This window comes from Parachryseolinea silvisoli (assembly GCF_021190955.1).
Lineage (GTDB): Bacteria > Bacteroidota > Bacteroidia > Cytophagales > Cyclobacteriaceae > Ohtaekwangia > Ohtaekwangia silvisoli.
Window position 1 is genome coordinate 968693 of the sequence record NZ_JAIOAO010000001.1, and the last position, 24016, is coordinate 992708.

A 24016-nucleotide genomic window follows, 5' to 3' on the forward strand; every position below is an offset into this window, starting at 1 on the left:
GCCTCTTTTAGTGCTGATAGTATTCTTTTACTGCAATCGGTTATTATTGATTGGAGTATCCTTCGTTCTGATCTTCTTCGTCGATCTCATCGTTTTGCTTGATCTCGTCGAGCGGAATGGGATAACGACGGTGATAATCCTGAATCGCGTTGGCTTCGGATGCCCATTTGTTGCGGGCGAGAATCAGCTCGCGAAATTTGCCTGAGCGGATCAGGTCCATGCGGCGCCAGCCTTCGAAGCAAAGCTCACGCATGCGCTCGTCCATGATTTTAGTGCGGAATTCTTCCTGGCCCATGCCTGCATTCCATTGCTTATCCGCGGGCAGCGATCCACCCCATGCGCGTGCGCGTACGGTGTTGACGGTGGTGACGGCTTCGCCGGTGCTTCCCAGTTCGTTGAGACATTCGGCATAGCACAGCAGAATGTCGGCATACCGCAGGTAGTAGATGTTTTTACCTGAATACCAGAAGCTCTGCGTGCCGTCGAGACGGATGTCTTCGTATTTCTTGATGTGTGGATCAAGCTCATCGCCACCAAAACCTGCCGAGATCTCGGGTGTCTGGCCGTTGTAGATAAAGTCGTACCGAATGCTGGCATCCTTGCGGGCATCACCTTCTTCCCACAGGCCGCCGTCGGCTGCATCTCTATAGCAGTAGGCTGTGGGTAACAGCAGGTCGTAGCCACCGGTGTAGGCATACTGATTGAGATTGGCCAGGGACCGTGAGCCGGTTTGCCATTGGCACTGGTTGTTGTCAGGCCATACATTGCTAAACTGGAACGAGAAAATTGACTCTACCGGATTCGGGTTGTTGGGATCCCATAAGCTCGCTACGTTGGGCACGAGCTGATATTTGCCGCTGTTGATGACAGTGGCAAACTGGTCGCGGGCTTTGGCATAGTCGCGCAAACCAGATGCTTCGGGCGCATACAGGTATACTTTTCCGAGCAGGGCTTGCGCGACGCTTTTTGTTGCACGGCGTTTATCCGACTGGTCCTCCGGAAGATATTGAATAGCGCGTTCGAGGTCATGGATGATGAAGTCGTATACCACCGGCAGGGGCTGGCGCGTGGTACCGTACTCCGCTGTTTTCTCAAGGTCCAGCACGGGAATCTCGCCCCAGTATTGTGAGATCTCAAATGTTACGGCTGCCCGAATAAAGCAGGCTTCTCCTAATAACATTTCGCGTTGCGCATCGCCCAGGGTATTGCCTTCCAGCGAGATGATGGCGGTCGCGGCATCTACAATCACCGGCCAGCGGCTGTTCCATTGTCCCGTCAGGGCGTTGTTGCCGGCTGTCAGCGTCGCATCGTATTTGTCGAGGGATGCCTGTTGGGCTTCCGTGCGCACCTGATAGGCACCTTGTTGCGTTTCGTCCGTCCCCAGCGAGAAAATAAATCCCCCGCGGTCTTTGCGGGTTTCGCGCCACCGGTTATAAAGTCCGGTAATTACCTTGTCCAGTTTTTCTACGTCCTGAAAGGCCTGCTCGCGCGACAACGCTGTCTGCGGCCCCTGGTCCAGAAAGTCGGCACATGATGACACCATCAGCAGGATGGCCATCAGACCCAGTATAATATTTTTTGTGTTCATAGTATCAAGTTTTTTAACGCATCCACTGTTCACAGTATCAGAAGCCAATGTTTACACCGGTGACCAGCATCCGCGAGTTGGGAAAGTCGTCACCTGTTTCGGGATCGTATCCTTTGTATTTGGTTACCAGGAAGACGTTACTGCCGGTTACGTACAGGCGGAAGTTGTTCATCTTCAGTTTCTGTATCACGCTGACCGGCAGGTTGTAGGCCAATGTCAATGCAGACAGGCGCAGGAACGACGCATTTTGTACGCCCAGATCTACATCACCATAGCCATAGCGGTCGCCGCCGTTGTAGGCCCGCGGAACGTTGGTATTTGTATTGGTGGGGGTCCAGCGGCCGAGCATGTCTTCGTGGGCGGCATACATACCGGTGCCGTTCATATAGCCTTCGTACAGACCACTGATCCGTTTAGAGCCGTAGTTATAGTTGAAGACGGCGTTCAGGGAAAAGTTCTTAAATGTCAGGTCGGTTGAAAAACCGCCGAAGAACTTGGGATCTTTACGACCCACCGCGTAGCGGTCGTCGTCGTCGATGTCACCGTCATTGTCGCGGTCCAGGGGCAGAATGTCACCCGGGCGCACTTTGCGGCCCAGCTGCATTTCGGCCACACGGTCCATATCAGACTCTTGTGCGATCTTGTCGAATTTATAGACGTAAATGGAGTTGACAGACTCTCCTACGAAGAAGTTTCCTTCGCGCTGCATTTCAACACCTGTATACCCGCCACGGTTGTAAATCGCGTTTACATCGCCGTACAGTGCTTCGATCTTGTTGCGGGTAGCGGTAAAGTTTGCCGCCACCGACCAACGCAGATCTTGCGTGCTGACGATGGTTGCATTCGCCGCCAGCTCTATGCCATGGTTGTTCAGCACGCCGACGTTGGAGATGGTGCTGGAAAATCCACTGGTCAGCGGCAACGTGCGGCGCATGAGCAGGTTGGTGTTGTCGGTATTGAAGTAGTCTGCTGTGAAGGTCAGGCGGTTGTTGAGCACGGCCACGTCCAACCCTACGTTTACCTGCTTTTGGCTCTCCCATCCTACACTGCTATTGCCCAGTGTACCTTCGGGTTTGTAGTCTACGTTGGTGCCGGTCACTTGCGCCCGGTACAGCGTCAGGTAAGCGTAGTTCGGGATGTTCTGGTTGCCGACACGGCCGTACCCGGCACGCAGCTTCAGCTGATCGATGTTGACATTTTCCATGAAGGGCTCTTTGGCAATGTTCCACGCCAATACCACAGAAGGGAAGGTGCCCCATTTGTGTCCTTCACCAAAGCGTGAGGAGCCGTCGCGGCGTACAGTGACCGTTGCAAAATAGCGGTCGTTATAGGTATAGTTCACACGGCCCAGGTACGACACGATGGTCGTCGTGACGAAGTCGGAAGCTACCTGGAACTGATCTTTGTTAAATGCTTCGCTGATGAATTTATAACCGAAGTCATTGGCGGCAAATCCTTTGGCATCGATCTGGTTATAGTCCCAATTGTTCTTTTGCAAACTAAAGGTCGCCAGGCCCGAAATAACATGTCTTTCGTTGATGATCTTGTCGTACGTGACAGAGTTGTCCCACTGCCAGTTCAGCCAGTGGTCATTGCGTTGGCTGGCGGTACCGTCGGTAGAATTGCGCAGCGATTGGCCGATGTCGTTGGGGGTATACCAAAAGTCGCGCTTGTCCATGATGTCTGCCGAGAACGTTGAACGTATGTTTAGTCCTTCCAGCGGGTTGATGGCAACGTAGTTGCCGGACATCAGTCGCGTCTGGTAGCTATCGCCTTTGATGCGCAGGCTGCGCAGCGGGTTGTACAGGTTCTGGTCTACGATGCCAGCCCACTTGAGGTAGTTGGAGGTGTCATTAATAGCCAGCATAGGGTTCGCGCCGTTGGCGGTCGAGAATACGCCACCTTCCACAAATTGATCTGCGCTGCGCGAGTACGAGGTTGTCGTACCGATCTTCAACCACCGCTTGATGTTTTGCTCGCCGTTAAACCGGCCGGTATAACGCTGGTAGCCGGCATTTTGTACAACGCCTTTTTGGTCTACGTAGTTGAAGCTGACATAGATTGAACCGTCGTCGTTGCCGCGGCTGAAGCCGAGCGTGTGGTTCTGCTGCCGGCCCGTGCGGATAACCCGATCCAGCCAGTCGTATGACTGATTGTTACGATGCGCGTCGAACTCGTAGTCGGCAAAGGCCACGGAGTTGTTCTCGTTCAAGATCTGGTCGTTTATATACTGCTGGCGATCTGCTCCCGGATTGTTATCCATATAGGCATTCGCAAAAGCGTCTACCCGCAGGTCGAACAAATCTTTGGTACCGAGCCGCGGCATGAGGCGGGTTAAATCCTGTACCCCTACCCAGCCGTCGTAGGTAATGCGGCCTTCGCCTTTCTTGCCTTTTTTTGTGGTGATCACCACCACGCCATTAGACGCACGTGCACCGTAGAGCGATGTTGCGGACGCGTCTTTCAGCACATCGATGGAGGCAATGTCATTCGGGTTAACGAGGTTGAGGCCACCGTCCATGATGAGGCCGTCTACAACCACAATCGGACTGGTGCCGAACTGTAACGAGTTGTTACCGCGAATTTGTATTGTTGTTCCATTCGAACCGGGACGCGGATCGTTCTGTACCAACACCCCGGCCATACGTCCCTGCATGGCCTGGCTAAAGGTCGACACAGGTTGCTGCCGCAGTTGTTCTTCGGTGGCGTGGGCTACGGAACCGGTCAGATCCTGCCGGCGTACGACAGCTCCTACTACGACGACCTCTTCCAATGTGGTGATATCGGGTGTCAGTGTCACATTGATCGTAGTCTGTTCACCTACGCGTATTTCTTCCGTGGTATAGCCGATGAAGGTGAATACCAGTACGGCGTCCTGCGACGGTATATCAAGAGCATAGCTGCCGTCGGCATCGGTCACTGTACCCATCGAGGTACCTTTGATGGACACGCTTACACCGGGTAGTGTTTCTTCGGTGTTGCCATCACTTTGCGAAATCACACGACCGGACACACGTGCTGATTGTGCCGCTGCTTCGGTCGCCAGTAAGCTTGCCGGCACGAGCACGGCCAGCACAAAGCTTAGAATATAGTATAGCGGACTTTTCATAGGATCGTGGCGTTAGGTCGTTCATCGGGTCGAACCGGTGCGCACACGGTGGTTGCGCTCGCAATTGGGTATGGCGCGGCCATAGGAAGTAGAATTTTCCTTTTCATAGGGTAATTGTTTTGAATAGTGTTTCGGTAAGTGTTTCGGTGTTTCGGGTATTATTTCACAGGATCTTTTAATGTCGTATGATCTCGGTCTCAAACTGCTCCAGGGTCTTGCCCTTGGTCTCGGGTATATATTTTAGCAGAATGAAGAAGTAGAGCAGGCATACGCCAGAGAATATAAAGAAGGTCTGGGGCGCATCGAGTGATGCGATCATGACCGGGAAGCCATAAGCCAGCGCAAAACACGCCGTCCACAGCGCACACGTTGCTACCGACACGGCGATGCCACGCACCCTGGTCGGAAAGATTTCGGAGATGAGCACCCACGTGACGGGTGCCAGCGTGGTAGCATAGGTGGCAATAAAAGCAAGTACAAAAACAGTAAGCCAGTATCCCTGGAATAATCCCAGTGCGTAGCATAATCCTACGAGGAAAAGCCACAGCGCCATGAGCGCTGACCCAACCAGCATCAGTTTCTTGCGGCCCAGCCTGTCGACAAGCTGCATGGCCAGCAGTGTAAAGAGCAAGTTGATGGCACCGATCATGATCTGTTGGAAGAGCTGGTCTTTTACATTCATTCCCGCCTTTTCAAAAATGATGGGCGCATAAAAGAAGATGGCGTTCGCGCCGGAAATCTGTTGGAAGATGGCCATCGTGATGCCGAGCATGACGATGAAGGCGATGCCAGGTTGAATCAAATCGCGCAGCTTGCCTTTTACCTCGCGGGTCATGCCGGTTTGAATCGTTTGAATATCGGCTTCTACCACTGTTGCACTACCGGCCAGGCGCAGCAACACGTGACGGGCTTCCTCGACGCGGCCTTTGCTTAATAGCCAGCGCGGGCTTTCGGGCACCAGAAATACACAGACAAAGAACAGCACGGCGGGGATGGCTCCCGACGCAAACATCCAACGCCAGTTGTTCTCCAGGTCGGCGAGCAGGTAGTTTGAGAAGTATGCTAACAGAATGCCGATCACGACGGTCAGTTGGTTGACCGATACCATGCGACCGCGAATGGCGGCGGGGCTTACTTCCGCTATATAGAGTGGCGACAGCATAGACGCTGCGCCCACGCCGATGCCGGCGATGATGCGCCATACTATCAACCAGGTGTAGGTAGACGACCAACCCATCAGTAAAGACGACACCATAAAAATGCCTGCAGCAAATGTCAGCGGCAGCTTGCGACCATAACGATCGGTGAGGTAGCCGGTCACCAGTGTCCCGACGATACATCCTACATAGAGGGAGCTACCCGTCCAGCCCAGTTGTGCGTCGGTCAGCTGATAGTAAGGCTGCAGAAAGGGTATCGTGCCCGAAAAGATGGCTATGTCGAAGCCGAATAAAAGTCCTCCGAACGCAGCAATCAGACTGATTAAAAATACATAAGAGCTCTTCCCCATAAAGACCGAAATCGTTTCCTACAAAATTGGGGCAAGAACGCAAACGTTTGAATGGAGAATTAAACTTAATTCATGGACTTTCTTATGGTCCTCAAATTCTGCTCATCCTTTTTTGTTGCGGTATTCCTGGGGCGAAATACCCATGATCTTGGTAAACATACGGGAGAAATAATAGGGATCTTCGATGCCTACTTTGGAGGATATCTCATTGATCCTCAATGTTGTAAATTGCAGATACTGACAGGCATGCTGGATCTTGAGGTGGTTGAAATATACGACCGGTGAGTAGCCGGTCTTTTTGCGGAAGATACTGGAGTAATGGGACACAGATAGATTAATTGCTGATGCCATCTGTTCCAGCGTAAGCGACACATCGAGGTGCTGCTGCATGTATTCGATCGACAGGTCCACAGCATCTTTCTGAATGGTGTGGTGTGCTAACGCAAATTTCTCGGGAAAGGAGAATGACGCCAGCAGGTAGGCAAAGCTGATGTTGGAATACGTTAAGTTATCAAGGCTATAGCCACTTTCCAGTGCCCGGACGATGGAATCGAATATACGGATGCGCTCATCGAGAAAGGGCGAATAGCTTACATACTCCTTGTACTGACGCGATAACAGGGAGGCAAAGTAGGGTGCTTGAATGCCTTTGAAATGTACCCAATGAATGGTCCAGGGGCTTTTTTCGTCGGCGCCATATTTGTGCGGCATGTCTGCCGGAATGATCAGGAATTCATTGGGGTTTACTTTATATGTACCTGAGGGTACCTCAAGCCACCCTTTTCCTTCGGTGCAATAAATGAGAATGTTTTGGGAGATGCCGTTGGGGCGCTCGCGGTAGTGATAGGCTGCCCGCGGGTAAAAGCCGATGTCTGTTATATATAATGCGTTGACCGGGGGCGTATAGCCGCACACTTCCAGTATTTTTTTGGGCAGCACAATGGCCCGCTGTCCTTCGAATCCCTCCCGTTTACGAATTGTCTGCATGTATTTAGCGCAATAAGATTGTCCATCAAAAGAGAAACTTAGTCCATTCAACAAGGGGCAAAGGACCGATATTTTTGCAAAAAACAATCGTTTTAGATGAAAATCAATAGCCAAGTGTCCGTCTGGGAGGAAAACGTAGTCATTCCTACATACGGAGTGGGTAAACCAGAAAAAAATCCAATCTTTCTTGAGAATCGTGTTTACCAGGGCAGCAGTGGCGTGGTCTATCCGCACCCGGTCATCGAAAAGATACTGGACGAAAAACACGATCAGTCTTACCGGGCGTTGTTTCTGGAGAACCACTATCTCAAGATCATGATCCTGCCCGAGCTTGGCGGCCGTGTACAAATGGCGTTTGACAAGATCCGGCAGCGGCACTTTGTATATTACAACCAGGTCATCAAACCGGCACTGGTAGGTTTGACGGGGCCCTGGATCTCGGGCGGCATCGAGTTTAACTGGCCGCAGCACCACCGCCCCAGCACGTTCGACGCGATCGATTATACAATTGAAGAGCATGCCGACGGCAGCAAGACGGTATGGGTAAACGAAGTGGAGCGTATGTTCCGCACGAAGGGTATGGCGGGTTTTCGCCTATATCCCGACAAGGCATATCTGGAGATCAACGCAAAGCTCTATAACCGCACACCTTTTCCGCAGACATTTTTGTGGTGGGCTAACCCGGCAGTAAAAGTAAACGACGATTATCAATCGGTCTTCCCGCCGGACGTGCACGCGGTGTTTGATCACGGTAAGCGTGATGTGTCGGAGTTTCCGATCGCGAAGGGCACGTACTATAAAGTAGATTATTCGGCCGGCGTGGATATTTCGCGCTATAAAAATATACCGGTACCGACGTCGTATATGGCGATCACGTCCCGGTATGATTTTATGGGTGGATACGAGCACGACTCGCGTGGCGGGTTGTTGCACGTGGCCAACCACCATGTGTCGCCGGGTAAAAAACAATGGACGTGGGGCAACGGCGAGTTCGGTTACGCGTGGGACCGCAATCTGACGGACGAAGACGGCCCCTATATCGAGTTGATGACGGGTGTCTTTACCGACAACCAGCCCGACTTCTCGTGGATTCAGCCTTTTGAAGAACGTACGTTTACGCAATACTTCATGCCGTACGGCGAGTTGGGAGTTGTGAAGAACGCTACCCGCGACGCGATGGTGAGTCTGGAGCTACAAGGTTCGTCGGTTGCTATAAAGTTATACGCCACGGCGCTGTACGAAGGGGCCGTGCTGGAGGTATTTCATAACGGCCGTGGTGTGCACAAAGAAGTGATTACCGTATCGCCCGAGCACATTTATACTGCCACCGTGAAGCTTGACAGCGTACCACAGGCGGAACAAGTTCGTTTGGTGTTGCGTAGCGCTACCGGCAAAGTATTGGTGGAGTATCAACCGGATAAGCCCGAAGTGAAACCTATACCCAATCCGGCCAGTCCGGCGTTGGCCCCCGCTGTGATCACAAGCGTCGAGCAGCTCTTCCTTACAGGCTTACATATTGAGCAATACCGTCACGCTACGTATCGCGCCACCGATTATTACCAGGAGGCCTTGCGCCGCGAGCCTGGCGATGTTCGCAACAACAACGCGCTCGGCTTGTGGTTTCTCAAGCGTGGTCAGTTTGTACAGGCGGCGCCGTACTTCCGCACGGCCATCGCTACGCTGACCCAACGCAATCCTAACCCGTATGACGGCGAGCCGTATTTTAATCTCGGTCTCTGCCTCTCCTACCTGGGTCAGTTTGACGAAGCGTTTGACGTATTCTATAAGGCGTGCTGGAATGCAGCCTGGCAGGACAGTGCTTATCTGCAGCTGGCACGCCTGGCTACACGCAGAGGCGCTTACGAGGAGGCGCTCGACCTGGTGGAGAAGTCGCTGGTACGCAACTATCATAGCCATACCGCACGTCATCTGAAGGCAGTACTGCTGCGTACGCTGGGCCGCACGGCCGATGCGCATGCGTGGATTGCGGCTTCGCTGGCGATTGACAACTTTAACTATGGTTGCCTGTACGAAGAAGTCTTGCTGTTGGCGACAAACGCTGCGGCTGTCGCCGACAAAACCCGTCAGCTGCAACACCTGATACGTGGTTATGTGCACAACTATATCGAGTATGCGTTTGACTACGCCCATGCGGGACTGTATACTGAGGCCTCCAGCTTCCTGAAGCTTTCCCTGAAAGCGGGCGAGCCCACGTACCCCATGGTGCTTTACTACCTGGGTTACTTTGCCGGGCTGATGCACGACACGGCTACTGCCAGTCGGTGGTACGCACAAGCAGCAACCGCCGCACCTGATTATTGTTTTCCGAATCGTTTGGAGGATGTACCTGTGCTGCAAGCCGCGTTGGCAGCCCATGTGCATGATGCCAAGGCACATTATTATCTTGGCAATTATTGGTATGCTAACCGTCAGTACACAGAGGCTATTGCGTGCTGGGAGAAGTCGGTGCAGTACGATGCCTCGTTCCCGACGGCACATCGCAACCTGGCGCTGGCGTATTATAACAAACAACAAGATGCTCAGAAAGCGCTGACATCCCTGGAGCGGGCCTTTACGCTTAACCCTACCGATGCGCGGGTGCTGATGGAGCTGGATCAGCTTTACAAGCAACTGAACAAGCCCCACGCCGAGCGCCTGGCGCTGCTGGAGAAATATCTCGACCTGACGGTGGACCGCGACGATCTATACCTGGAGCGTGTCACGCTGTATAATCTGTTGGGTCAGTTCCAACGGGCGCGTCAACTACTGGCAGCACGTATCTTCCATCCGTGGGAAGGCGGCGAGGGCAAGGTGGTGGGTCAATACCTGCTATGCCACCTTGAGCAGGCCAAAGAGGCGATTTTGCAAGGTGCCTATATCGAAGCCCTGGAACTGCTGGAAGCTGCCGAAACCTATCCACACAACCTGGGCGAAGGCAAACTGTATGGCGCCCAGGAAAATGATATCTTCTATCTGAAGGGCTGTTGCTACGAGGCGCTCGACCAGCCGGCTCAAGCGGAAGCTTTGTTTCGGAAGGCTACGCAGGGGCTAAGCGAGCCGGCACAGGCAGTCTATTATAACGACCAGCAGCCTGACAAGATCTTTTACCAGGGTCTTGGTTGGAAGAAGCTTGGCACGCCTGATCAGGCTACTACAATCTTCCAGCGTCTGATCGACTTCGGCGCAGCGCACCTGAACGATAAGATTCGCATCGATTACTTCGCGGTGTCGCTGCCCGATCTGCTGGTCTTCGATCAGGATCTTGATCTGCGCAACCGTATTCATTGCCACTACCTCATGGGGTTAGGGCACCTGGGCCTGGGTCAGGCCACACAGGCAGAAGAACACTTCCAGGCCGTGCTGGCGGCAAATGCCAATCATTTGGGGGCGTTCTTCCATCGGAAGATGAATCGTCTGATCCTTCAGCCGACTGTAGTATAAGTGAGTTACATATTGGTTTGAGAACGGAAAAGAGGTCAGTTTACGCTGGCCTTTTTTCTTTTTTGGGCGCCATTGCCTTGTAAAATAGCAGTAGACGGGCTCGGATTGCCTTGTATTTTAGCATCGGAAGGTTCCGGATTGCCTTGTCTTTTAGCATCGGGAAGATCCGGATTGCCTTGTCTTTAACATCGGAAGAGCTCGGGTACGATTTTGAATAGCCTGGACTAAACAATAAATTGTACATCTACTAATAAGTCACAGATAACCCATGGACAAAAAGAAACTGCAGGATCAGGTTGCAATCGTTACGGGTGCCAGCTCGGGTATTGGGGCCGGCATTGCCAGGGCGTTGGCGCGGGAAGGTGCGCGCGTGGTAGTGAACTATTCGAGCAGCCCCGATAAGGCGGCGGAAGTGTTGAAAGAAATACACGACGGCGGCGGCGAGGGGTTTACGGTCAAGGCCAACGTCAGCAAAGAGGAAGACGTGAAGGCTATGTTTGCCGAGACTATTAAGCGTTATGGTACCGTTGATATCCTGATCAACAACGCGGGCCTACAGAAAGATGCCAGGTTCCATGAGATGACGTTAGAGGAGTGGAACCAGGTGATCGGCATCAATCTGACAGGGCAGTTTCTGTGTGCACGCGAGGCTATTAAAGAATTTATGCGCCGCGGCATGGTGCCCGAGCGTTCCAAATCGATGGGCAAGATCATTTGCATCAGCTCGGTGCACGAAGTTATTCCCTGGGCGGGCCATGCCAATTACGCGGCCTCCAAGGGGGGCGTGATGATGCTGATGAAAACGATCGCGCAGGAGTATGCGCCGCAGAAGATCCGCATTAATAGCATTGGCCCGGGGGCGATCCGCACGCCGATTAACTATGCTGCCTGGCAAACACCACAGGCTTATAATCAACTGCTCAAGCTCATCCCTGCCAAACGCATCGGCGAGACCGAAGACGTTAACGGCGCAGCGGTGTGGCTGGCGTCCGACGACTCGGAATACGTCAACGGCATCACGTTGTTTGTCGACGGGGGTATGTTGCTATACCCGGGGTTTGAAGACAATGGGTGATACATCCTTTTGGTTATCTTTAGCACATGAACGCAGAAAAGACACGTCTGCAGGAAGACGTCGCGAAGGACAAAAACTGGCGCAAGTGGGGTCCCTATCTAACGGAACGGCAATGGGCCACAGTACGGGAGGACTACAGCGAAAACGGTAACGCCTGGCAATATCTCACACACGACATGGCCCGCAGCAAGGCCTACCGGTGGGGTGAGGAAGGCATCGGCGGCATTAGCGACGACAAACAATACCTGTGTTTTGCCTTCGGTTTCTGGAACGGCAAAGATCCTATTCTCAAAGAGCGCATGTTTGGGTTGACCGGTTTCGAGGGCAACCACGGCGAAGACTGTAAGGAGCATTATTATTACCTCGACAGCACGCCGACGCATTCGTACATGAAGATGCTGTACAAGTATCCGCAGGCAGCCTTTCCCTATGCGCAGCTGGTGGAAGAAAACCGCAAGCGGACCAAGACAGACCCCGAGTATGAGCTGATCGATACCGGCGTGTTTGACAACAACCGCTACTTCGACATCTCGATGGAATACGCCAAGGCTGACGACCGGGACATGCTCATTCGCGTGACGGTGCACAACCTGGGCAGCGAGCCGGCTACGCTGGACGTGTTGCCGCAGGTATGGTTTCGCAATATCTGGTCGTGGAAGAGCGGTACTCAAAAGCCCGACCTTTTTCAGGATGAAGAGGGCGTGATTCAGCTTAATCATCAACGGCTTGGCAAATATTACTTTTATGCCGAGGAGCCCGATGAGACACTGTTCTGCGAGAACGAGACCAATACACAACGTCTGTATAACTATCCATCGCCGGGTACCTTTAAGGACGGTGTTCACGAGTATGTCGTTAATAAAAAGACTAGCGCCGTAAACACCACGCGCCACGGCACCAAAGCTGCCGTGCGTTATACCCTTACGCTTGCCCCCGGCGAGAAACGAACGCTGCGGCTGCGGCTGGCCTATCGGTATCTGTTCAATCCATTCCAGAAGTTCGACGAAATCTTCTCGCAGCGTATGCAAGACGCCGACGATTTTTATCACGAGCTGCAGGAGAAGATCGAGGACGAAGACGACCGCAATATTCAACGGCAGGCCTTTGCAGGCATGCTGTGGAGCAAACAATATTATTACTATGACGTGGGCAAGTGGATACGCGGTGACGATGGTCAACCTGCCCCTGCCAGCCGCAAGCTGGGCCGTAACCGCGAGTGGATGCACCTGCGGAACTCCGACATTATCTCCATGCCGGACAAGTGGGAGTACCCGTGGTATGCGGCGTGGGATCTTGCTTTTCATACCATTCCGCTGGCGGTAGTAGATGCCGAGTTTGCCAAGAGCCAGCTATTGCTTTTCACTAAGGAGTGGTACATGCATCCCAACGGGCAGCTACCGGCATACGAGTGGGCGCTAAGCGATGTGAATCCACCGGTGCATGCATGGGCAACGTACCGGGTATACAAGATTGACGAAAAGCGAAACGGTAAAGGTGATCGTGTTTTTTTGGAAGAGGTCTTTCACAAGTTATTGCTCAACTTCACCTGGTGGGTGAATAAGAAGGATAATGAGGGTAATAACATTTTCCAGGGCGGCTTCCTGGGAATGGATAACATTGGTGTTTTTGACCGGAACACGAAACTGCCCAGTGGGGAATATCTCGAACAGTCGGACGGTACAAGCTGGATGGCGATGTATACGCTGAATATGCTTCGTCTCTCCCTGGAGCTTTCCAAGGAGAACCCGGTATATCAAAGCCTGGCTACGAAGTTCTTCGAGCACTTTCTCTACATTGCCGGCGCCATGGCCAACATCGGCGGCGAGGGCATTAACTTGTGGGACGATGAAGACGAGTTCTTCTACGATGTGCTCAATACCTCCGACAACCAGTACAAACGCCTCAAGGTGCGTTCAATGGTCGGGTTGATCCCGCTCTTTGCCGTTGAAATTCTCGACGAGGAGATCTTTGAATCTAATCCGCAGTTCCGCGAGCGGCTGCAATGGTTTTTACAACATCGTGCGGACCTGGCGGGGCTTATTTCGCGGTGGGTAGAAAAAGGAAAGAAGGAGCGCCACTTGTTGTCGCTGCTGCGTGGCCATCGCATGAAACGTATTCTGCGGCGTATGTTGGATGAGGCAGAGTTCCTCTCACCGTACGGTATACGCGCGCTGTCAAAAGTATACGATGCGAAACCCTATACATTTCATACCGATGGTATGGATTTAAAGGTAAAATATATACCGGGCGAGAGCGACTCCACCATGTTTGGCGGGAATTCGAACTGGCGGGGACCTATCTGGTTTCCGGTCAACTACTTGCTAATCGAATCGCTGCAACGTTTTTATCAATATTATGGTGATGAATTCAAGATTGAGCACCCTACGGGCTCGGGACAGATGCGCACCTTGCAAGAAATTGCGGATGATTTAAGTGAACGGCTCGTGCGAATCTTTCGCAAAGATGCGTCCGGGAAGCGTCCGGTTTACGGTCACCATCCGAAGCTTCAAAGCGATCCGAATTTCCGCGATTACATTTATTTCTATGAGTATTTCCACGGCGACAATGGTCGTGGCATCGGCGCTACCCATCAAACAGGGTGGACGGGACTCGTTGCCAAACTGATTCAGCCCAAGACGTAGTTTGTCCCCGGCGGCATGGCTGGCACTCTATTTTATCAGATGCCGGTATGAAAAAGAGTATTGGAAATACCCTGTGGGCCATCCCCGAGGGCTATATACCGTCGGGCAGCACGGGCCCGGCGCCGGCTATGACGAGTCACGAGACAGCTTGTATTCTCAATGCCGGCGATGAAGACGCGCTGGTACAGTTTACGATCTTTTTCAGTGACCGCGATCCCGTGGGGCCATACCGCGTTACAGTGCCCGCCCGCCGCACGAAACACGTGCGCTTTAACGACCTGAGCGACCCCGCTCCGATTCCCCTGGATACCGACTATGCATGTATTATTGAATCCAACGTGCCCGTGGTTGTGCAGCATACACGCCTGGACAGCCGGCAAGCCGAAAATGCCTTGCTGAGCACGATGGCTTACCCGGTGTAGGCCGGGTACGGTTTTTACACGCTGGTACGGAACATAAACCCATACCTGTATGGCTAAAAAAATTGCGCCCCAGAAAGAAGAGCCTAAAAAACCGACTCCGAAGAAAGTGACCGATATCTCGGGCCATCCGGCCAAGAGTCCGGATAACGAGCCGCAGTTATACGAGTCCAACTATAAAAAGACGAAGCGTTAGTTGGATACGCCAGTCTGGAGACTGGCAACAGTTGCAGTCACAAGTTCCGTCCTTTCGGGCCTGCCTGCCGGTAGGCGCGACTTAAACTTGCGCCAGCAGGCGCTTCGTCCCACACGTCCCATGGAAGACCTTCACACAGATTCTTATCTCCCGATTGAGCATTACGGCGTTATCGGCAATTTAAAGACCGTTGCGCTGGTGTCACTGACGGGATCGATCGACTTTATGTCTTTCCCGACGTTTGATTCGCCTACGGTGTTTGCTCGTTTGCTTGACGCCCAAAAGGGAGGATCATTTTCGATCACCCCTGTCATGCAAGATTTCCACAGCAAGCAGCTATACCTGCCGGGAACGGCCGTGTTACTGACACGCTTTTTTTCTGACGAAGGTATTGCCGAGCTGACGGACTTTATGCCGATCGTGCACCACAAAGGCGAGAATCTGTGTGCCATTGTCCGCCAGGTTACTGCCGTGCGCGGCGATCTCACCTTTCGGATGGTATGTAATCCCGCCTTTCATTACGGGCAGGCCACTGCCAACTATAGCTTTACGGACACGGGAGTCTTCTTTCGGGCTGAGCACGACGGCGGTGTCGTGTTGCGACTACTGGCAGACGTACCGCTACAATTACGCGAAGGCACTGGCTATACCGAATTTGTCGTCCGGGAATCAGAGACGGTCCACATTGTGCTGGAATCTGTTTCCGAAGATGAGACCCCTTCGCTTCACCCAATCGGATATTATATTAATACCCTCTACGACGAAACCGTCAATTTCTGGCGGCACTGGATCTCGCAGTCCACTTACCGCGGTCGCTGGACGGAGATCGTACACCGATCGGCCATTACGCTAAAATTGCTGACGTCGTACGAACACGGGTCGATGGTCGCTGCCGCCACATTTGGATTGCCGGAGACGATCGGCGGGGTGCGTAACTGGGATTACCGTTATACCTGGATACGCGACGCAGCCTTTACCATGTACGCCTTTCTGCGCCTCGGCTTTACGGAAGAGGCTACTGCTTTTCTACACTGGATCCATGCACGCACCGAAGAAGACAAGCTGTACCTGATGTATACCATCGACGGGCGACACGAGCTTGCCGAACGCGAATTACCGCACCTGGAAGGTTACAAGGGCTCGCGGCCTGTACGCATTGGCAACGGCGCACAAGAGCAATTACAGCTCGATATCTACGGAGAGCTGATTGACACGATCTATATCTACAACAACCAGCATCATGCCATTACGTTTGAATTCTGGCGCTGTATCGTCAAGCAAGTCGAGTGTGTGATAGCCGACTGGCGCAAGCCCGATCACAGCATTTGGGAGGTGCGTAGCGACAAACGCGAATTCCTACACAGCCGCCTGATGTGCTGGGTGGCAATGGACCGTGCCATCAAGATTGCTGATCATCGTTCGTTTCCTTATCCTCAGGCGCTCTGGCATGCGGTACGCGACGAGATATACTACGATGTGTTCGACGGCTTCTGGAATCCACAGGTCGGCGCCTGGGTACAATACAAGGGAGCAAACCAGGTCGATGCCAGTGTGCTGTTGATGCCCCTCACCCACTTCGTCTCGCCGGACGAGCCTCGCTGGCTGGCCACGCTCAAGGTCGTAGAAAAGACCCTTGGCATGGACGTGCTGTTGTACCGGTATAAAGATTCGCCGGCCGTAGACGGCCTGGCCGGTGAAGAAGGCACGTTCACACTATGCTCTTTTTGGTATATCGAAGCACTGGCCAAAAGCGGCGAGGTTACCCGCGCGCTCGATAGCTTTGAAAAGATGCTGGGGTATGCCAATCACCTTGGTTTGTTCGCCGAGCAGATCAGTAAGAACGCGGCTCACCTTGGCAATTTCCCGCAGGCCTTTACGCACCTGGCGCTTATCAGCGCGGCCCTGGAGCTCGACAAACAACTGGACCGCCTCGGCTTTCAGCCACGGGACGGAACGACATAAAAAAAGGCTGCCCTCCGGGGGAAGGCAGCCTGTATACTATATTCGTAACGATTAATCTTCCGCTCCGGCATAGCCAGAGTTTTGTTTGATATACTTCGACACGTCGATAGTCGATTGCGGAATGGGGAATATGCGGCGAAAAGGCTGTGTCTCCGACTTTGCCGTACCTGCATTTTCAGCCTTACCGAAGCGAATCATTTGCGGACGACGCTTCATTTCCCAGTATGTCTCAAAGCCAATCTCCTTGTAGAGTTGGGCTTCATCCAGGGATACGAGGGCTTTGCCTGCTCTGTCGGCTTCATCATACAGTTCTGCCTCACGCTTTCTGGAGGTACGCAGTATGTTTACGTCGTCCAGGGCAGACGCTACTACTCCGTTGCGGAAGTAAGCTTCTGCGCGCATGATATACATGTGGCCCAAGCGGTATAATGGTACGTCTACGCGGCTTTCGCCATTGCCGGCACCCGAGAATGAAGCGGGGTCAAACTCCCATTTGAAGCAACGGGCGCCCTGATTCAACTGACTCGTTGACAATACCGATTCCAGTGGGTTGTCAAATTTCATTTCCGGTGTGAAGTCCATCGGCGTTTTGGTGTTCTTCTCAATGTTCAGCGCAACCACTTTCACGCGATCACCATCCATTTCAAATTTGCCGGTGGTCAGCAGGTTCGGACCATATTGCTGGCCGTACTGAATGCCGCGGTTAAAGTGGAACCAGATTTCAGATGTACCTGCTACGCGGTCGGTTGCCGGTACGCTGGTGTCAGAACCGTCGTTCTTAAACCATGTGCCGTCGGCATAACGATATTTACGCGTAAAGCGCGGGTCTTCATGGTTGCCTTCCCAGCTGGCGAAGAACTCGGGCGTGATGCATGAGCCATTCGTACCGCGGTTCTTCGGTGACTGACGCTGGTTACGTTCTTGTGACATATAGGCCAGGTCGTTGTCGCCCGAGCGGATTCCGTCTACTTTCTGCGCGATGGCGAAAATATGCTCGGAACCAGCGTCGTTGCCGAGGCTGAAGTTTGCGAAGTAGTTCTCTGCCAGTTTGAATCTGCCGTTGTTGATCAACAGTGATGTGTAATAGATCACGCGATCCATATCGTTGCCGGTGCCGCTTACCGCTGCTTCGGTATAGTCAAAGTCGGACGTGGCGTTGTAGCGGTCTTTGAACACGGCGCGGTTCAGGTACATATCGGCCAACAGCGCATAGGCGGCTTCTTTGGTGAAACGGCCGGTGTGTGTCCTCGACTCACCCAGGGTAGCCAGGTTAGGAATTTGCTCTTCCAGATCGAGAATAAGCTGGTCGATGTATTCCGATGCTTTACGCATAACGGTCGGGTTGGTATTGCTCACCGGATCCAGGAAGGGGTCGCGGTAGGGCGCCTGACCAAATAAGTCGAAGCAATGGAAAGTGTAGAATGCCAGCATGGCTTTGGCCTCCGCCAGGAACAGCTGCTTGTTGTCGTCTTCGCCGGCGTTCAGTACGCCGATGGCGTTAATGGAACGCGAGATGCCGTTGGTTAACTTCAACCAGTTGTCGTTAATCACCGGGCTGGCAGGTGTCCAGGTAAACTCGTGCATTTCACGCCATTTACCACCGTCACCCCAGTCGGCACCCCGTGTGGGCAGCATGGCCATGTCGGAAGCATAGTCCTGCATGGCGATCATACCACCATTGTCTACGAAAGTACCGTCACCCATGCGGTCGTACACAGAAGCCAGCGTAGCTTCGCCGCTAATCGAGCCGGCGCCCAATACTTCATCGCGAACTTGCTCGTCCAGGTTGGTACAGGCTGAGAGAAACAGCCCGAGCGTTGCCGCTACTATATATTTAGATTTGATGATCTTCTTCATATGCTTAATACTCTTTTGGCTTATAATTTAACAGTAACACCTACAGTAAACGTACGGGCCGTCGGGTAGCGTGGGTAGTCAACACCCAGCGACTGGTTACCATTGGTAGACTTAGGGCTGTTGATCAGCGGATCGAAACCCGAGTAATCTGTGATGGTAAACAGGTTCTGACCTGTTACATACAGCGTAGCATTGTCCAGCCAGTTGAATTTGTTCACGCGGAACGTGTAGCCCAGGCGAGCACTGTTCAGGCGGAAGAAGTTCGAGCTTTCCAGGAACTGTGTAGACAGTGTAGGTGTGTTGCCGGCCGCCGCGCCAGACTCGAAAATGTCTTTCGATGTATTCCGGTTTGCGTTCAGGTTGCCGATGTTAAGCGAACCGAGGTTCGTGTTGTTGATCAACTTGCCCCCGCTCTGACCGAGAAAGGACAACGACAAGTCGAAGTTCTTATAGTTCATTTGAGAATTCAGCGCGTAGGAGAATGTCGGCAGCGCACCTTCCACCACGATACGGTCGTCGGGTGTGATCTTACCGTCGCCAGTTTGATCCTTATACACTTCTTTTCCGTTTTCGTCGAAGCCCTGGAATTCGTACATGTAGAACGCGCCTGCAGCGTAGCCGTTTTTGTAGATGTTCGCCGTTACACCGCTAAGACCTGTACCGGAGATAGCACCGGTGTAGATCCCGGATACGGGAAGACCTGTGATCTCGTTGCGCAGTGTTGCACCGTTTACGTCTACGGACCACTTCAGTTTCTCGGTGTTCAGGATCTGATACCCGAGCATGAATTCAAAACCGCTGTTGACGATTTCGCCATCCATGTTGATCCATACGTTTTCGGTAGGCTCCAGGGGCTGCGCTTTGCTATAGAGGATCGCATCCGTTGTCTTTTTGTTGAAGTAGTCGATCGTACCGTACATGCGGCCACCGATCAGACTAAAGTCAAAACCGAGATCGTATTGTGTCGACACTTCCCATTTCAGGTTGGGGTTTACGGTACGGGTGATGGAGAGACCGTTTACGAGGTTCAGGTCGTCGTACAGGTAGTAGCCGTCAGCGCCTGCCACGGAGTAGCTAGCTTGTGTAACTTTGTTTTGGACATCCTGGTTGCCGGTTTGTCCCCAGCTGGCACGCATTTTCAGACTCTCAAGCCATGACGTTGAATTTGCCAGGAAGCCTTCTTTCGATAGGATCCAGCCTGCGGCGAATGAAGGGAAATAGCCGTACTTGTTGTTCTCACCGAAGCGTGTGGAACCGTCCGCACGCATTGACGCTGTTACCATATACTTTTCGTTAAAAGAATAGTTCACGCGGCCGAAGTATGATTGCAGCTCGTTCTCCTGGCTATAGCCAGGTAGTACAGTTATTTTGCCTGCGTACGCCGGGTTGTATTTCGGCGGCACACCTTCTCCCTGCTTGGCGATACCGTCCAGTTGGAAGCTTTCGCCTTCGCGTAGAAATTTCTGATATGAGAAACCTGCCAGCAGGTCGAGCTTCGAAAGCCCAAGCTGTTTACTGTAGGTCAGGTAATGCTCAATCAACGTGTTGGTAGCTTCGATGCTATTGTAGAAGTAACGTCCGTTGGGGTTACGGTCTGTTACGTTCGGATAGATCGTTGCATCGCGTTTACTGAGTGAACGGTCGATGCCGATGTTCATTTTATACTCCAGTCCGTCGATGATACGGAAAGACGTCTCGACGTTACCCAGCACACGGGTGGTGTTGGTGATATCATCATAGATCTTAACCAGGTAAGCAGGATTGTAGTATGCTGGTGAGTTGAAGTTGGTGTAGTCGCCGGTGGCGGTGTCATACACCGGGAATGTAGGGTTCGCCATCAGTACTTGTGTCATCAACTGACCATCTGCACCACCGTCGTCGCTGACGGGTACTGCGCGGTCGCGGGTTTCGCTGGCCGTCAGGTGCATAGATAGTTTCAGGCGCTCTTCGTCGAGGAACGATTCAGCGGCGTTGATACGGGCAGTCAGACGCTGGAAGTTGCTGTTGCCGACGATACCGGGTTGCTCCATGCGGCCGAGGGATACAAAGTAGTCGCCGGAGTTGGTGCGTTTGCCGAACGACAGAGATTGGTTGTTTGTTACTGCGGTGCGGAAAATCTCATCTTGCCAATCGGTGTTGCCACCGTGATCGTACTTGGCATCGGTAATCGCGTTGCGGTACTCGCCGGCGTCCAGCAGGTCAAGCTTCTTCATAACCTTGGAGAAGCCTACGTAGCTGTCGACCGTCAATGTTCCTTTGCCTTTGGCGCCTTTCTTGGTGGTGATGATCACCACACCGTTGGCACCCCGTGCGCCATAGATGGCGGCAGCGGAGGCATCTTTCAGGATGTTGATAGACTCGATGTCGCTTGCGTTCAGGAAATTCAGCGGGTTCTTGGCTTGCGATGTTCCAAAGCCGAGGTTGGTACCGGTCGGGCTTACGTTGTCGTTGCTGAGCGGTACACCGTCTACTACGAACAGCGGTGTGCTACCGCTGCGGATGGAACCGACACCACGGATCACGACGTCCATGCCCGCGCCGGGCTCGCCACTCGAGTTCACCACGCGCACACCGGCTACTTTACCTTGAATGAGGTTGTCAGGCGAGGTGTTGATACCCTGACGGAAATTCTCTTCTTTGATTTGCGCGACGGAACCGGTCACGTCGGCTTTGGTCTGGTCACCATACCCCACTACGACGAGCTCTCCGAGTGTTGAGGCGTCGGCTGCCATTTTTACGTCCAGGGTTGCGCTTGTTACGGCGACCTCCTGGGTGGTAAAGCCCAGGTAAGAGATTACCAGGGTGCTGCCCATGTCGGCCTCTATTACGAATACACCTTCCGCATTGGTCACGACGCCGTCGGAAGTACCTTTTACGATAATGGTAGCGCCCGGAAGCGGGTCGCCGTTCTCGTCAACGACCTTACCGGTGATACGGGCTACGACGGCACGCGTCGACAGCACAGAACTGGTATGGGTCGCGATCGCTTCGGCTCGCGCCGCCACACTGCAAAAGCCGGCAGCGGCTAACAAGACGATGCTTCTTAGCGAAGGGAAAGTAGATGTATACTGCATATATAAAATTGATGGTTGGTCCGGAATTCTTGCTTCGGGGGAAAAGCTGCGCAATAAAGTCACACAATGTGTCGCCTGCTTTAAAGCAACATTACGTTTAGATCAATTCACGAAACACGGTGCTATACTTTTCCGCCATCAGCATACCGTCGTACACGCATTGTAAACCATTGCAGAGGCACTATAACCTTACATTACCTAATTGTGAAGACGTAAAAAGGGTGCAATTCCCTACGCTGTAACGCATATTGTGACAGGTCACGCTGCGTGGGAGATGTAATAAATATATTATTGAATGATCATTCAATCTGTATATCGCCAGGGTCGTTCGACAACTTTATTAACATGTGCTTCATGTACCTGTGGGCATACCCGCCCTGGTTTTTCGCGGTGGTGTCAAAACCGAAGAGGCTGCCCTTTTCGGGGCAGCCTCTCCTTACAATCTCTCGTTCTCCTTTACCGTGCAACCTAGTAGCCATCATTCTGCTCCAGGAAGCCTTCGAACTCCGAAGCGCCGTCGATGGCAGTCTGCGGAATCGGGAAGAGACGCCTGAGGGGATCGCTGTCGGTTTTCTCGGTCCATGCATCTTCATATTTGCCGAAGCGAATCATATCGGTACGGCGCTGCATTTCAAAATAAAACTCGAAGCCGCGTTCGCGGAACATGATATCGAGATCGATCGACTCGAGTGGCGGAATGCCGATCCGGGCAGTACGTGCAGCCCGTACAGTGTTGACATCCTGCAGCGCGCCGGCAGCGTCGTCCATGCGAAGCTTCGCTTCGGCACGCATCATATAGATGTCCGCTAAACGCAGCAGTACGATATCAAATTCACCCTTTGCGCGCCCGTCGTCGGACGTCTTGCTGAACTCGTATTTCAATACGCGGTAGCCCGAGCTGTAGCCGCTATAGGTTGTGTAGTCAATTTCTTCTGTGAAGATTACTGGCTGTGTCGTGTTGCCCCGGGTGTTGTTAAACAGCGGCCCCACAACGTAGTTTACGCCGCCTGCGCAACGTACGAACGGGTCGCCCTTACGGGGGGTTTGCAGGCCGTACTGCTGGCCGCGAAGAATGCCGCGGTCGATCTCAAAATCGGCTGCTGCTATACACGTGACGGTAGGATCGAGGTTTCTCTTGTAAAAGCGCATGTCTTTGGTGGCAGGGTCTTCGCCTTCATATGCGTCCAACCATGAATGGTAGAACTCCGGCGTAATGCCCGGTCCATCGGTACCGTTAGCTTTTACGAATTGTGGCAATGGAAATTGGTCACCCGATAATGAGAAATAAGCCATACGGTTGTTTCCATTCAAGAGGGCACGCTGGTCGATCGCGAAGACGAGCTCTTTGTTGGTATGATTTTCGTCGTCGAAGATTTCAAAGAACTCGGCCGAGAGTGCATACTTACCGGTTGCGATCACTTTGTCGCAATACTCGACGACCTTCTCCATATCCTCCCGGCGGAAGTCATACGTCTCCGCATTCGGATTCCGATATACCGGGGCATTCAGGTACAGACGCGCCAGCAATCCCCGCGCCGCGGATTTCGTGATCCGGCCGGGGCCGTTTGTATCGTCCAGCATCGCTTCCGCGGCCAGCAGATCCTGCTCGATATAGTTGACGGCCTCAGCGCCGCGAAGCACACGCGACCGTACATTGAGTGTGTCTTTGGACATCACGATACCGAAAAGATCCAGGCTTAACATAGAATAATAACCGCGCAGACCGCGCGCCTCGGCCAGGTATGCGTCTACCTGCTGACCTTCGCTTTGCAGGGCGCGAACGGTCGAAACGGCAATTACGGAACGCGTGATACCTTGCGAAATGTAATTCCAGGTATTGGTTATAGGGCCGTTCATCGGCGTGTATGTATGCCGGTGCAAATCGATGTATATATTGTTATCACCCCAATCGGTACCGCCGCGGTAAGGCAGGATTGCTTCGTCTGTGGAGATTTCCTGCAGGGCAAAGTAGCGGGTATGCAGAAACACTTCCGATAGCGACGCATAGGCCGGTGCCAGGGTACCCGCGATAACATCACCGTTCGTCACATTGCCGGTGAGCGACTCGTCCAACACTTCTTCCTGCAGGTCTGTACAACCTTCTACAAGCACGACGCCCAAAAACAACATCAATACATATATATTCTTTCTCATACGCT

Annotated in this window: 13 protein-coding genes; 6 read left to right on the forward strand and 7 right to left on the reverse strand. The window is 52.9% G+C overall.

Annotation, left to right across the window (positions count from 1 at the left end):
- Positions 1–43: 43 nt before the first annotated feature.
- From K7P01_RS04120 to K7P01_RS04135, 4 genes are all read right to left on the reverse strand, one after another.
- The gene (locus K7P01_RS04120; RefSeq protein WP_267290125.1) at positions 44–1588 is read right to left on the reverse strand and encodes a RagB/SusD family nutrient uptake outer membrane protein; all 1545 of its coding nucleotides are present in this window, start codon (positions 1586–1588) and stop codon (positions 44–46) included.
- 37 nt (positions 1589–1625) lie between these two features.
- Positions 1626–4697: a SusC/RagA family TonB-linked outer membrane protein gene (locus K7P01_RS04125; RefSeq protein ID WP_267290127.1), complete on the reverse strand. Its 3072-nt coding sequence runs from the start codon at positions 4695–4697 to the stop codon at positions 1626–1628.
- Positions 4698–4872: 175 nt separating this feature from the next.
- Entirely contained in the window at positions 4873–6204 is a 1332-nt protein-coding gene (locus tag K7P01_RS04130) for a sugar porter family MFS transporter (RefSeq protein ID WP_267290129.1), read from the reverse strand.
- Between the two features lie 102 nt (positions 6205–6306).
- On the reverse strand, positions 6307–7191 hold the full coding sequence (locus K7P01_RS04135; protein ID WP_267290131.1) for an AraC family transcriptional regulator: 885 nt from the start codon (positions 7189–7191) through the stop codon (positions 6307–6309).
- 96 nt (positions 7192–7287) lie between these two features.
- Between K7P01_RS04135 and K7P01_RS04140 the strand changes: the two genes are divergently transcribed.
- The 6 genes from K7P01_RS04140 (at position 7288) to K7P01_RS04165 (ending at position 16926) form a co-directional block, all read left to right on the forward strand.
- A complete protein-coding gene (locus K7P01_RS04140) occupies positions 7288–10632 on the forward strand; it encodes a DUF5107 domain-containing protein (RefSeq protein ID WP_267290133.1) in 3345 nt (1114 codons plus the stop codon).
- A 268-nt stretch (positions 10633–10900) separates the two neighbouring features.
- Entirely contained in the window at positions 10901–11707 is an 807-nt protein-coding gene (locus K7P01_RS04145) for an SDR family oxidoreductase (RefSeq protein ID WP_267290135.1), read from the forward strand.
- A 26-nt stretch (positions 11708–11733) separates the two neighbouring features.
- Positions 11734–14349, forward strand: a complete 2616-nt coding sequence (locus K7P01_RS04150) for an MGH1-like glycoside hydrolase domain-containing protein (RefSeq protein ID WP_267290136.1) — start codon at positions 11734–11736, stop codon at positions 14347–14349.
- 47 nt (positions 14350–14396) lie between these two features.
- The gene (locus tag K7P01_RS04155) at positions 14397–14771 is read left to right on the forward strand and encodes a sensory rhodopsin transducer (protein WP_267290138.1); all 375 of its coding nucleotides are present in this window, start codon (positions 14397–14399) and stop codon (positions 14769–14771) included.
- A gap of 49 nt (positions 14772–14820) precedes the next feature.
- Entirely contained in the window at positions 14821–14964 is a 144-nt protein-coding gene (locus tag K7P01_RS04160; RefSeq protein WP_254083349.1) for a hypothetical protein, read from the forward strand.
- A 120-nt stretch (positions 14965–15084) separates the two neighbouring features.
- Positions 15085–16926, forward strand: a complete 1842-nt coding sequence (locus K7P01_RS04165; protein WP_267290142.1) for a glycoside hydrolase family 15 protein — start codon at positions 15085–15087, stop codon at positions 16924–16926.
- Between the two features lie 51 nt (positions 16927–16977).
- On the opposite strand, the gene K7P01_RS04170 is transcribed toward K7P01_RS04165, so the two are convergent.
- From K7P01_RS04170 to K7P01_RS04180, 3 genes are all read right to left on the reverse strand, one after another.
- Entirely contained in the window at positions 16978–18783 is a 1806-nt protein-coding gene (locus K7P01_RS04170) for a RagB/SusD family nutrient uptake outer membrane protein (RefSeq protein ID WP_267290144.1), read from the reverse strand.
- A gap of 20 nt (positions 18784–18803) precedes the next feature.
- The gene (locus K7P01_RS04175) at positions 18804–21857 is read right to left on the reverse strand and encodes a SusC/RagA family TonB-linked outer membrane protein (RefSeq protein ID WP_267290146.1); all 3054 of its coding nucleotides are present in this window, start codon (positions 21855–21857) and stop codon (positions 18804–18806) included.
- Between the two features lie 468 nt (positions 21858–22325).
- Entirely contained in the window at positions 22326–24011 is a 1686-nt protein-coding gene (locus tag K7P01_RS04180) for a RagB/SusD family nutrient uptake outer membrane protein (protein ID WP_267290148.1), read from the reverse strand.
- Between the last annotated feature and the right edge of the window lie 5 nt (positions 24012–24016).